This is a genomic window from Plantactinospora endophytica, from assembly GCF_016862915.1.
GTDB classification, from domain to species: Bacteria; Actinomycetota; Actinomycetes; order Mycobacteriales; family Micromonosporaceae; genus Plantactinospora; species Plantactinospora endophytica.
This window is the reverse complement of the sequence record NZ_BONW01000008.1, coordinates 47,223-58,983: the sequence shown is the minus strand read 5'-3', so window position 1 is coordinate 58,983 and position 11,761 is coordinate 47,223. Positions and strand designations below refer to the sequence as shown.

Sequence of the window (11,761 nt, the reverse complement as noted above, 5' to 3'; positions counted from 1 at the left end):
AACACCGAGCAGCAAGGCTAGATCAACGCTCGCCGCGACGCGACAGCCGGAGCGGTCCGGAAGGCCGGCAAGTGGCGACAAACACTGCTGGCGGCCGGCCGGTCGGCAGCCCGAGGGAGTTCGGGCGGTTCAGGGCGTGATGTCCAGCGGGCCCAGCCAGCGCAGGTGGCCGTCGACCCGGAGCAGTGGCACCACCTGGTCGACGTCCGGGCCGTGCATCGCCAGCTCGGCGCGCGGGTCGGCGCCGTGCCCGCGATGCGGCGCGGAGGGCGGCTCCTGCCAGACGTGGTAGAGCGGGCCGCCGGCACCGATCGAGTCGATCGCCCGGTCGAACGCCGCCCGCCGAGCGGCCGGCACGTGCATCCGGGTCGCCGCGTGGAACACCACCCTCGGCTCACCCGCCGGCAGCCGCCGGCCCAACTCCGGGCAGACCTCTACCGCGTCACCGGCGACGACGTCCGGCGGCTCCGCCAGCACCCCGTCGAGGGCGGTGTCGAGCAGCGTCGCCGCGTCCTGGTTCTCGGGCCAGACCAGCGCCCGCAGCCAGCGCCGCTCACGCTCGTCGGTGACGTCCACCGGGTTCAGGTCCACCCCGGTCCGGCTGGCGATCTCCGGTACGTCGTCGAGGTCGGGCAACGGCGCCCGGCCCAGCCACCGGCTGTCCAGGGTGACCCGGGCATCGGCGGGACCGAACACCTGATCGCCGAGGAGATAGCGGTAGCGGTCGACGTACAGGTGGACGCCGGCGCTGGACCCGACCTCGACCAGGTGCACAGGTCCGGGGCACCGCTGCCCGACCACCCAGAGCGCGTACCGCAGCGCGACCGCCCGGCGTACGACGTTGGTCTGCACCAGCCGGGTGCGGACGAGCTGACCGAGTTCGGCCCGGTACCTGCGGCAGAAGTCGCGCAGCACCGGCCCGGCCTCGGCCGGATCGGCGGCCGACGCGCCGACCAGCGACGGGTAGAACTCCCGCAGCGGATGCCGTACCCCGCCGAGCAGCAGGTAGTGCACCGCCCCGAAGAAGAGGTACGACGCCTGCTGCCCCGGCCGCCGGCCAGTCAGCAGTTCGAGGGTCGACCGGTCCTGCGCCACCACCGGACAGAGCGCCCGGTAGAGCGGGGAGGTGGTGAAGGTTCCCGGCGCGGCCACGAAGTGGCGTTCGAGTTCGTCGATCTCCCCTGCCGTCGTCATGTCCCTCGTTCCGCGTCCACGTCCGTCGATCCGGTTACCGCCGGAAGCTACCCGGGTGGTCCGGGGAACCACTACGGCAACGTTCGAGGCCGGTCGTACCGGTTGGTCGGGTGTCGGGGCGGATCGGCCGGGTCCCGGACGTTCGTATCAGTATCCGAAGCGCGGCGGGTCGGCGGCCGAAGCGCGGCGGCCCGGCGGATGTGAACTGGAGCACCTCTCGATCAACCGGGAATGTGCCGGACCGTCAGCGGTTGGACGCAGGTGTGATCTTCGCTGTGCGCGTCCGGACGTACGACCATCAGACGGGAAGGACCTCATGACCGTCACCGCCGAGCACGTCGAGGTGCCCGCTACACCCGGCGACCTGATGACCGGTCGGGAGCGGTTGCGGCTCGTCCTGGTGCTCGGCTCGCTGATCGCGATCGGGCCGCTGACGATCGACATGTACCTGCCGGCGCTGCCGGCGATCACCACCGACTTCGGTACCGCCGAGGCGGCGGTCCAGTTGACCCTCACCGGCACCCTCGCCGGGCTGGCCCTCGGCCAACTGGTGATCGGACCCTTCTCCGACGCGATCGGCCGGCGCCTGCCGTTGCTCGCCGGGCTGGTGCTGCACGTGGTCGCCTCGGCGCTCTGTGTCGTCGCCCCGAACATCGGGACGCTGGGCGTGCTCCGGGTGTTGCAGGGGCTGGGCACCGCCGCCGCCTCGGTGGTGGCGATGGCAGTGGTACGCGACCTGTTCAGCGGTACCGCGTTCGCCCGGATCTTCTCCCGACTGATGCTGGTGATGGGTGCCGCCCCGGTGCTGGCACCCACCCTGGGCAGTGCGGTACTGGGTTGGACGGACTGGCGCGGGGTGTTCATCGCGCTCGGCGTGTTCGGGATCGTGCTGGTAACCCTGGCGGCGTTCAAGCTGCCCGAGACCCTGCCGGTGCACCGTCGACGCAGCGGCGGCGTACGCGGCACCGCCCGGGTCTACCGTTCGCTGCTGCGGGACCGGACGTTCGTCGGACTCGTCCTGGTCGCCGGGCTGGCGATGGCGGCGCTGTTCGCGTACGTCTCCGGCTCGTCCTTCGTCTTCCAGGAGGAGTTCGGCCTCGACGAGCAGCAGTTCGGGATCGTCTTCGGCGCCGGTGCGGTGGGGCTGATCGGGGCCTCCCAGCTCAACGTGCGGCTGCTGCGCCGGTACACGCCGCAGCGGATCCTGGTGACCGCGCTGACCGTCGGCATGCTGGCCGGGTTCGCGCTGCTCGCCTTCGCCGCGACCGGGTTCGGCGGCCTGGCCACGGTGCTGGTGTCGCTCTGGGTGGTGCTCGCCGCGTCGGGCCTGGCGATGCCGAACGCTCCGGCGCTGGCGTTGAGCCGGCACGGTGAGGCGGCCGGCACCGCGGCGGCGCTGCTCGGTGCGGTGCAGTTCGGCATCGGTGCCCTGCTCGCGCCACTGGTCGGCGTGCTCGGCAACGGTAGCGTCGGGATGGGCGTGGTGATCGCCGGTGGAATGGTGGCCGCGCTGACCGTGCTGTTCCTGGTCGTCCGCCCGGCCCGGCTCACCCCGACCGCCGACCCGACCCCGGTACCGGCCGCCGCGCACTGACCCTCGACCCGACCGCCGCTCCTCGATCCGCCGTCGGATCCTGACGACCTGTCGCAGCGGCAGCCGCGACAGGTCGGGTGGATCTGCCCGGAGCCGCGCCGTGGCAGGACGGCGGCATCGTGGGCGGGCGGCGGGCGCGAACGCGCCGCGCTGGGCGGCGGGCGCGACCGCGCCGTGGGCGCGCGGCGGGGCTAACGACGGCGGGGTTTGCCGGCCGGGCGGCGTCGCGGGGCGGGCTGGTGACGGGTCGGGGTGATCGTCAGGCGCCAGTGCGCCGGGTGCCGCAGGGCCGGTGGCAGACCGGTCCGGACGTCCCCGTTGGCCGCGTCGACCTGGGCCTGGGTGAGGAAGATGCTGCCGGTCAGGTCGGCGCCGCGCAGGTCGGCACCGCGCAGGTCCGCCCCGGTCAGGTCGGCCATGGTCAGGTCGACGCCGCGCAGGTCGGCGCCGATCAGGTACGCCCCCCGCAGGTTGGCGCCGGCCAGGTCGGCTCCGCGCAGGTCGGCGCCGATCAGCTCGGCGCCCCGCCGGTCGCTCCCCTTCCGTCCGGCCCGCGCCCGCGCCTGCTCGCTGGCCCGCAGCAGCAGCTCGTTGACGTCGCGGCGATGGGCCGCGACATCGAGTACGACGAGCGACTGCGGATCACCGTCGGCGAGCCGTTCGGTGGCGACCCGGGCGGCGGCCAGTTCGGTGTGCAGGGGCTCGGCCGGGCGCAGCGCCAGGGCCTCGGTCAGATACCAGAGCAGTTCGTGGAGCTGCCGCACGACCGGGAACACCTCGACCATCGACGCCGCGATCTCCGGACTGGTCCGCCAGTCTCGTCCCCGGTAGGTGACCTGGGCGACCTGCTGACCGGCGCCGAAGCAGTCGAAGACCGTACAGCCGGCGAAGCCGCGCTCCCGCAGGTCGCGGTGGATGCCGCAGCGGAAGTCGGCGCGGAGGTTGGGGCAGGCCCGGCCGGCGGGCTTGTCGATGGCGAAGTCCGACGACGCGGCGAAGGCCGGGACCACGCAGCACAGCCCGAAACAGCGCTCGCAGTCGGCGCGCAGCGCCCGCCGCCGCCCACTCGTCGGATCTCTCAGTTCCGTCGGGGGTGCCGGCGTGCCCGAGGGGGCCGGATCGGACGGGCGTGCCGGGTGCTCGGAGGTGCTGGACACAACAGTTGATCTCCTGGTGAACCGGGCCGGTCGCCGGGCCCGGTCGCCGTCCGCGCCGCACCCGTCTCGCGGTTGAACTGCGTAAAGGGTACCGACCGGGCGGCCCGCAGACCGTTTCGGTAATCAGCGCCTCGTGGACAGCCCGCATTAACCGGCCACACCTAGCCTCCTGGCGAGATCCGGCTACGAAAGAAGGACCGATGGGAATGATCAAGCGGGTCGGCATGGGGGTCGCGGTGGCCGCACTGGCGATCACCGTGCCCGGGGTGGCCTTCGCCACCGACCGGGGCACCTGGGACCGCGCCGAGTTGCTGAAGTTCGCCGCGCTGCCGGCCGAGACGTTCGTCCCGGGCAGTGAGCCGGCCGGGTCCCTGCTCGGCGGTACGCCCACCAACGGCGTCGTCCCGCCCTTCGCCGACCAGCCGGTGCAGGGCTTCAGCGGCGTACTACGCAACAGCGACGGCACGTTCGACGTACTGTCCGACAACGGGTTCGGCAACAAGGCCAACAGCGCGGACTTCCTGCTCCGGATCCAGCGGGTCGGCCCCGACTTCGACTCCGGTGAGGTCGACCTGCTCGGCGGGATCACCCTCACCGACCCGGACGGCAAGGTGCCGTTTCCGCTGACCCGCCCGGACCGGGTACTCACCGGTTCGGACTTCGACGTCGAGTCGATCAGCCGGACCGCCGACGGGACGTACTGGATCGGGGACGAGTTCGGGCCGTGGCTGCTGCACTTCGACCGGGCCGGCCGGCTGCTCGCGGCGCCGGTGCCGCTGCCGGGGGTCTTCGCCCCGGAGAACGCGACCCGTGGCGGGACGGCGGCCAACCTGAACAGCAGCAAGGGTTTCGAGGGCATGGCGCAGTCCCCCGACGGCCGTACGCTCTATCCGCTGCTGGAGGGTACGGTCGCCGGTGACGCCCCCGGGACGCTGCGGTTCAACGAGTTCGACATCGCCACGAACGCCTACACCGGGCGGCGCTGGACGTACCTGCTCGACGCCCCGGGCAACGCGATCGGCGACGCGATCGCGGTCGACAAGGACCGTTTCCTGATCATCGAGCGGGACAACGGCGAGGGGGCGACGGCCAAGGTCAAGAAGATCTACCTGGCCGACCGGCGGGACCGCAACCGCGACGGCCAACTCGACAAGACCCTGGTCGCCGACCTGATGGACATCGCGAACCCGAAGCGGGTGGGTGGCTTCGGCAAGACGTTCACCTTCCCGTTCCAGACCATCGAGGACGTCGTCATCCTCGACGACCGCACCCTGGCGGTGCTGAACGACAACAACTTCCCGTCCTCCAACGGTCGTACGCCGGGGCAGCCGGACGACAACGAGTTCATCGTGATCAAGCTGGACCACGACCTCGACGCCGACAAGCGGGTGCTGCGGCGGTACTGAGGCCGCGTCGATCCGCCGCCGTCCGGGCGGCGCGGGCAGGTGTCGAACGGAATCCCCGTTCGACACCCCGCGCCGCCCGGGGTCAGTCGGCCGCCGAGGCGGTCGCCGCCGGCTCGGCCTGCGGCAGCGGCTCGCCGGTCTCCAGCAGCGTCTTCAGGCTGGAGAGCAGCTCGGCCCAGCCCTCGCTGACGGTCTCCAGCAGCGGGCTGCCCGGCGCGAACCCCTCGTGTACGACGATCAGCCGCACCGCCCGGCCGCGCGGTTCGATCTCGAAGCTCACCTTGCTGCGCGGCTCGTCGGCCAACTTGGCCACCTCGGCCGGATCCATCTCGTACGCCCTGGCGAACTCCGGCGTGAAGCTGTGCCAGGAGTACGACAGCCGACGGTACGGCTCCGCCTCCAGCACGACCTGCTCCGGGTCGGCGATCCGTACGCCGTTGTGCAACCAGGCCATCTCCGAGCCGACCCGCCAGTCGGTGTCGAAGGTGACTCCCCAGTACCGCTCCGTGAACGCGGGATCGGTGAGCGCCTGCCAGAGGCGTTCCGGGGTGGTGTTGATGTAGCTGGTGTAGACGAATTCGCGCTCGCCCATCGGTTCCTGCTCCAATGCCCTCTTGAGGTCGGCGAGTGCGTGCACCCGCCCCTGGTCGTACTGGTTGATCCAGCGGTCCGCAATGGCGTTGATCGGCTCGGCGTTGAGGTAGTGCAGCTTCTCCCGGCCCCGCCAGAGCGTGGTGACCAGGTTGGCCGCCTCCAGCACCGCCAGGTGCTTGCTGACGGACTGCCGGGTCATCGCGAGTTCGGTGCACAGCTCCCGCAGGCTCTGCCCGTTACGGGTGTTCAGGCTGTCCAGCAGCCGGCGGCGGCTGCCGTCGGCCAGCGCCTTGAACACCTCGTCCATCCCGACCATCCCCCTAACATGCAGCCAACTGGTTGCCTGAACAATAGGCAGCCAATTGGCTGCATGTCAACCCACGCCGATCCGCAGCGCCGAGGATTCGTGGTTTCCGATGCCCCGCCCTGGGTAGAGCTCGAACAACGGACAATCGAGCAGGAGGAGCAGCATGACGGCCCGAACCGAATACCACGTCGTTCCCGAGGCCAACGGCTGGAAGGTGGAGCACGGGTCGACGGTGGTCGGCCACTACGACACCAAGGAGACCGCGCTCGGCGCCGGCCGCGACGCGGCCAAGGCGAACCAGCCGAGCCAGCTCGTCGTACACAAGCAGGACGGCCAGATCGAGACCGAGCACACCTACCGCGACGACCCCTTCCCGCCCGCCGGATGAGAACGGCCGCCGGAACCCGGCGGACCCCCACGCAGCGGCCCACGCCAGCACGCTGGCGTGGGCCGACTCGCGTCTCGGACAGTCGGTGCCGGACGATTCTTCGGGGCCGGGAACAACTGCCCGGCCCCGACAGGTGACCTCGCGGGACCCGTCAGGCGACGGCCTTGCGGGCCCGCTCGGCGTCGTCGGCGGCCAGGGCCAGCCGGGCCAGCCGCTCGCAGTCGGCGTACGTCCGTGCGGCGAGCGCCGCCCGGACCGGGGCCAGCGACCGGCCCGACATGGAGAGGCTGGTCATCCCGAGGCCGACCAGGACCGGGGCGAGCAGCGGGTCGGCCGCCGCCTCGCCGCAGACCCCGACCGGCTTGCCAGCGGCGCGGCCAGCCGTACCCACCTCGGCGATCAGGCGCAGCAGCGCCGGCTGCCACGGGTCCAGCAGTTCGGCCAGTACGCCCGACTGCCGGTCGGCGGCGAAGGTGTACTGGCTGAGGTCGTTGGTGCCGATGCTCAGGAAGTCGACGACCTCCAGCAGTTGACCGGCGCGCAGCGCCGCCGCCGGCACCTCGACCATCACCCCGGCCTTCGGCAGCCCCGCCTCGTGTACCGCGTCGGCGAACTGTGCCGCCTCGGCCCGGGTGGCCACCATCGGCGCCATCACCCAGACGTCCGCCCCGGTCTGTTCGGCCGCCCGGGCGATCGCCGCCAACTGGGTACGCAGCAGCTCCGGTCGTTCCCGGACCAGCCGCAGGCCGCGTACCCCGAGGGCCGGGTTCGGCTCGTCGGTCTGGTGCAGGAACGGCAACGGCTTGTCGGCGCCCGCGTCCAGGGTCCGGATCACCACCCGTCGCCCGGCGAGAGCCGCGAAGACCTCTCGGTATGCCTCGGCCTGCTCGGCCAGCTCCGGCTCCCGGGTCCGGTCCAGGAAGAGCAGTTCGGTGCGGAACAGCCCGACTCCCTCGGCGCCGTCGGCCGCCGCCAGGTCCCGAGCCGCGCCGATATTGGCCAGCAGTGCGACCGGGTGCCCGTCGGCCGTCCGCCCCGGGCCGGAGGTCGCCGCCACCGCCGTGCGCCGCTCCCGCTCGGCCGTCTCGGCGGCGGCCAGCTCGTCCGGGTCCACGTCGACCCGGACCGCCCCGGTGGTGCCGTCGACCAGCACGACCGTGCCGTCGACCAGGTCGCGGGCGCCGGAACAGGCGACCACTGCGGGCAGCCCGAGCGCGCGGGCCAGGATCGCGGTGTGGCTGGTCGGGCCGCCGGACTCGGTGACCAGTGCGACGACCTGCTCCGGATCCAGGTCGACGGTGTCGGCCGGGGCCAGGTCCCAGGCGGTGAGCACGTACCGGTGCCCCGGCGAGGGCACTCCGGGCATCGGCCGGCCGAGGCAGACCGCCACCGCCCGGTCGCGCAGGTCGTCCAGGTCGGCGACCCGCTCGGCCAGGTACCCGCCGGCCGCCTCGAACGCCGCCCGGTGGGTCGCGAAGGCGGCGTCGACGGCGTGCGGTGCGTCCGTCCCGGCCAGCACGTGCTCGCGTACGGCGTCCAGCAGCACCGGGTCGTCGGCCATCATGGCCTGCGCCCGGAGTACGTCGACCAGGGTCTTCTCCCCGGACCGGTCGGCCCGGCGGGTCAGTTCGGCGACCACCTCGCGCAGCGCCGCCACCGCCCGATCGGCCTCGGCGTCGGGATCGGTCACCGGCACCGGTGCGGGCAGCGGCGGCACCGGGGCGACCCGGAGCACCGGACCTCCGGCGAGCCCCGGGCTGACCCCGATCCCGTGCAGCGGCGCCGGTCCGGCCGGCTCAGACATCGGCCGGCTCCTCCGCGTCCAGGTCCCGGGCGAGCAGGTCGGCGAGGCTGTCCAAGGTGGCCTCGGCGCCCTCGCCGTCGGCCTCGAGTACCACCTCGGTGCCCTGCTTGGCGCCGAGCGAGAGCACCGACAGCATGCTGTTCGCCGGTACCGCCCGCTTCTCACCGGTCCGGATGGTGACCCGGACCGGTGCCGCCCCCGCCGCCGCGACGAAGAGCGCCGCCGGGCGGGCGTGCAGGCCGCTGGCGGAACCGACGGTGACCGTACGGGTAGCCATGGGAGCCTCCCTCTCAGGGTTCGATCGTGACCTTGATGGCCTCGCCCCGGGCGACCACGCCGAAGGCGTCGATCGCCTGGTCCAGCGGAAGCCGGTGGGTGATCAGATCGGACACCGGCACCGCGCCGGTGGCGATCAGGCGGAGCGCCTCGGCGTTGTGCACCGGGCTGGAGCCGTTGGCGCCGACCAGCATCAGCTCGCGGTAGTGCACCAGGTTGGAGTCGAGCGAGATGATCGGGTTGTCCTTGGGCAGGCCGCCGAAGAGGCTGATCCGACCCTGCCGGGCAGCCATCTGCACCGCCTGCTCCTGGGCCGCGCCGGAGGCCGCCGCCGTGATCACCACGTCGGCTCCGCGCCCGTCGGTCAGCTTCAGCACCTCGTCGACCGGGTCCACCTCGGAGCCGCAGATCGCCGCGTCCGGATGCACCAGTGCGGCGGCCATCTCCAGCCGGTCGCGGTTCAACTCGACCAGGAAGACCCGGGCGGCGCCCCGGGCCCGGGCCAGCCGGACGTGCAGGCAGCCGATCGGGCCGGAGCCGATCACCACCACGTCGTCGCCGTCGCCGACCAGCGCCAACTCCTGTCCGTTGAGTACGCAGGCCAGCGGCTCGGCCACCGACGCCTCGGCGAAACCGACCCCGTCCGGAATCCGGTTCAGCCCGTCCACCGCCAGCACCTTCGCCGGCACGACCAGGTATTGCGCGAAGCCGCCCTCGTAGTGGTAGCCCATCGACTCCTGATTGGGGCAGACGGTCATCCGGCCCCGCCGGCACTCGGCGCAGGTGCCGCACGGGATCGCCGCGATCACCTGTACCCGGTCGCCGGGCGCCCAGCCGGTCACCTCGGACCCGGTCTCCACCACCTCACCGGCGATCTCGTGCCCCATCACCCGGGGCGGGTGGATGTGGTGGTGCCCGAACTTCGAGATCTTGACGTCGGTACCGCAGGTGGAACAGTTGCGTACCCGGATCTTGACGTCGCCGGGCCCCGGAGTGGGCTCGGGCACGTCCTCGATGCGTACGTCACCGGGTGCGTGGAATCGAACGGCCTTCATCGGTTGCTGTCCTCCGGCGCCGGCACCAGCAGTGCCAGCACGTCTTCGGGTTCGGTGGCCTCGCGCAGCGCACGGGCCCGGTCGGCGTCGAGCAGGATCTCGGCGAGGCTGGCCAGCAGCTCGACGTGGCCGTCGCCACGGGCGGCGATCGCCACGCAGACGGTGACCGGCTGGCCGCCCCAGTCGACTCCGGCGGGAAACCGGAGCACCGCGAGCGCGTCCCGGTGCACCAGGTCCTTGCCGGCGAGGGTGCCGTGCGGGATGGCCACCCCCTCCCCCACGTACGTGGAGACCGAGCGCTCGCGGGCGAGCATCGTCTCGACGTACCCGGGATGCACCGCTCCGGTGTCGACCAGCGCCTCGCCGCAGCGCCGGATCGCCTCGTCGCGGTCGGCGGCCTCCTCGGCGAGCCGGATCGCCCGCCGGTCGAGCAGGTCGCCGGTCAACTCAGCCACTGACCTCACCACCCGACTCGATCGCCTTGACCACGGCGGTCACCGCCGGGTCGCCGAGGAAGACCTGGAACGGCACCACGACCTTGTCGGGTGCGGCGGCCCGGGCCCGGGCGGCCAGCCCGTTGTGGGTGATCACCACATCGGCGTCGCCCGGGATGGAGTTGACCGGGGTGTGTTCCACCGTGACCGAGAACTTCTTGAGCTGCTTGCGAAGTTGGCTGGCGAGCATGACGCTGCTGCCCATCCCGGCGTCGCAGGCAACCACGACCTTGTGGATGTCCTTACCGTTGATGCTGCCCATGGCAGTACCCCTTCCGTTCGTACGCTGGTCTGGTCAGCCCTCGGCGGTGGCGGAGCGGGCCACGGCCGGGCTGGTCTCGCGGTCCCGGGTCCCGGTCGTCGGCTCGGCGGTCGCGGGGCCGGTCGAGGTCGGGTCGTCGGTCTCGGCCGCGGCGTCCTCGTCGGCCTTCGGCTCCCCGTTCAGCTTGCCGAAGCCGAGCAGCGCCGAGGCGACCACGAAGGAGACCACGGTGGCGACCAGTACGCCGAGCACCATGCCGAACCAGCCGCCCCTCGGAGTGACCGCCGCGTAGGCGAAGATGCTGCCCGGCGAGGGGGTGGCGACGAGTCCGGCGCCGGTGACCATGAAGGTGCCGACCCCGGCGGCCCCACCGGCGATGGTGGCGAGGATCAGTCGCGGCTTCATCAGCACGTACGGGAAGTAGATCTCGTGGATGCCGCCGAGAAAGTGGATGATGCCGGCCGCCGGCACGCTGGGCCGCAGCGAGCGGGGTCCGAAGAGGAAGAAGGCGAGCAGCAGGCCGAGCCCCGGGCCGGGGTTCGACTCGATCATGAACAGGATCGACTTGCCGGTCTCCTGCGCCTGCGCCACCGCCAGCGGCGACAGTACGCCGTGGTTGATCGCGTTGTTCAGGAACAGCACCTTGGCCGGTTCGACGAGTACGGAGGCGACGGGCAGCAGGTTCTGCCCGATCAGCCAGTCCACTCCGCTGCCGGCCCAGTCGCTGAGCCGGCCGACGACCGGGCCGGCGCCCCAGACGCCGAACAGCGCCATCGCGCCGCCGACGATGCCGGCGGAGAAGTTGTCGACCAGCATCTCGAAGCCGGGGCGGATCCGGTCCTCGACCAGCTTGTCGAAGAGCTTGATCAGGTACGCGGCGGCCGGACCCATGATCATGGCGCCGAGGAACATCGGGATCTCCGCGCCGACGATCATGCCGACCGTGGCCACCGCACCGACCACCGCGCCGCGCTGGCCATGCACGATCCGGCCGCCGGTGTAACCGATCAGGATCGGCAGCAGGCTGAAGATCATCGGGTCGACCAGCTTGGCGAAGTCCTCGTTGGGCAGCCAGCCGGTCGGGATGAAGAGCGCCGTGATCAGGCCCCAGGCGATGAACGCCCCGATGTTGGGCATGACCATTCCGGCCAGGTGACCGCCGATCCGCTGGACCTGGGCTTTGAAGCCGCTGCCCTGGACCTGCGGTGTGTATGACATGGCCATGAGGGG

The 11,761-nt window shown here is 72.1% G+C and carries 12 protein-coding genes; 3 read left to right on the top strand and 9 right to left on the bottom strand.

The window, feature by feature from the left end:
- Positions 1–129: 129 nt before the first annotated feature.
- Positions 130–1,194 carry a DUF2332 domain-containing protein gene (locus Pen02_RS09760; RefSeq protein ID WP_203865620.1) on the bottom strand — a complete coding sequence of 355 codons (1,065 nt, stop codon included), beginning with the start codon at positions 1,192–1,194 and terminating at the stop codon, positions 130–132.
- A gap of 316 nt (positions 1,195–1,510) precedes the next feature.
- On the opposite strand from Pen02_RS09760, the gene Pen02_RS09755 reads away from it, so the two are divergent.
- A complete protein-coding gene (locus Pen02_RS09755; protein WP_239140379.1) occupies positions 1,511–2,788 on the top strand; it encodes a multidrug effflux MFS transporter in 1,278 nt (425 codons plus the stop codon).
- 191 nt (positions 2,789–2,979) lie between these two features.
- On the opposite strand, the gene Pen02_RS09750 is transcribed toward Pen02_RS09755, so the two are convergent.
- Complete coding sequence (locus Pen02_RS09750) at positions 2,980–3,837, bottom strand: pentapeptide repeat-containing protein (RefSeq protein ID WP_203865779.1); 858 nt, start codon at positions 3,835–3,837, stop codon at positions 2,980–2,982.
- A gap of 308 nt (positions 3,838–4,145) precedes the next feature.
- Between Pen02_RS09750 and Pen02_RS09745 the strand changes: the two genes are divergently transcribed.
- The gene (locus Pen02_RS09745) at positions 4,146–5,351 is read left to right on the top strand and encodes an esterase-like activity of phytase family protein (RefSeq protein ID WP_203865619.1); all 1,206 of its coding nucleotides are present in this window, start codon (positions 4,146–4,148) and stop codon (positions 5,349–5,351) included.
- Positions 5,352–5,433: 82 nt separating this feature from the next.
- On the opposite strand, the gene Pen02_RS09740 is transcribed toward Pen02_RS09745, so the two are convergent.
- Positions 5,434–6,252: an ArsR/SmtB family transcription factor gene (locus Pen02_RS09740; RefSeq protein WP_239140371.1), complete on the bottom strand. Its 819-nt coding sequence runs from the start codon at positions 6,250–6,252 to the stop codon at positions 5,434–5,436.
- A gap of 163 nt (positions 6,253–6,415) precedes the next feature.
- On the opposite strand from Pen02_RS09740, the gene Pen02_RS09735 reads away from it, so the two are divergent.
- Positions 6,416–6,640: a DUF2188 domain-containing protein gene (locus Pen02_RS09735; RefSeq protein WP_203865617.1), complete on the top strand. Its 225-nt coding sequence runs from the start codon at positions 6,416–6,418 to the stop codon at positions 6,638–6,640.
- A 151-nt stretch (positions 6,641–6,791) separates the two neighbouring features.
- Here the strand turns inward: Pen02_RS09735 and ptsP are convergent, their stop codons facing one another.
- The 6 genes from ptsP to mtlA are packed head-to-tail and all read right to left on the bottom strand — an operon-like array spanning position 6,792 to position 11,755.
- On the bottom strand, positions 6,792–8,444 hold the full coding sequence (ptsP, locus tag Pen02_RS09730) for a phosphoenolpyruvate--protein phosphotransferase (RefSeq protein WP_203865616.1): 1,653 nt from the start codon (positions 8,442–8,444) through the stop codon (positions 6,792–6,794).
- Positions 8,437–8,721 (bottom strand): HPr family phosphocarrier protein, encoded by a 285-nt coding sequence (locus tag Pen02_RS09725; RefSeq protein ID WP_203865615.1) that lies wholly within the window; start codon positions 8,719–8,721, stop codon positions 8,437–8,439. The genes ptsP and Pen02_RS09725 overlap by 8 nt, the downstream gene beginning before the upstream one ends.
- A gap of 13 nt (positions 8,722–8,734) precedes the next feature.
- Complete coding sequence (locus Pen02_RS09720; protein ID WP_203865614.1) at positions 8,735–9,775, bottom strand: zinc-dependent dehydrogenase; 1,041 nt, start codon at positions 9,773–9,775, stop codon at positions 8,735–8,737.
- Positions 9,772–10,221, bottom strand: a complete 450-nt coding sequence (locus Pen02_RS09715) for a PTS mannitol transporter subunit IIA (protein ID WP_203865778.1) — start codon at positions 10,219–10,221, stop codon at positions 9,772–9,774. The genes Pen02_RS09720 and Pen02_RS09715 overlap by 4 nt, the downstream gene beginning before the upstream one ends.
- 1 nt (position 10,222) lies before the next feature.
- Entirely contained in the window at positions 10,223–10,531 is a 309-nt protein-coding gene (locus Pen02_RS09710; RefSeq protein ID WP_203865613.1) for a PTS sugar transporter subunit IIBC family protein, read from the bottom strand.
- Positions 10,532–10,564: 33 nt separating this feature from the next.
- Positions 10,565–11,755 (bottom strand): mannitol-specific PTS transporter subunit IIC, encoded by a 1,191-nt coding sequence (gene mtlA, locus Pen02_RS09705; protein ID WP_203865612.1) that lies wholly within the window; start codon positions 11,753–11,755, stop codon positions 10,565–10,567.
- Positions 11,756–11,761: the final 6 nt, after the last annotated feature.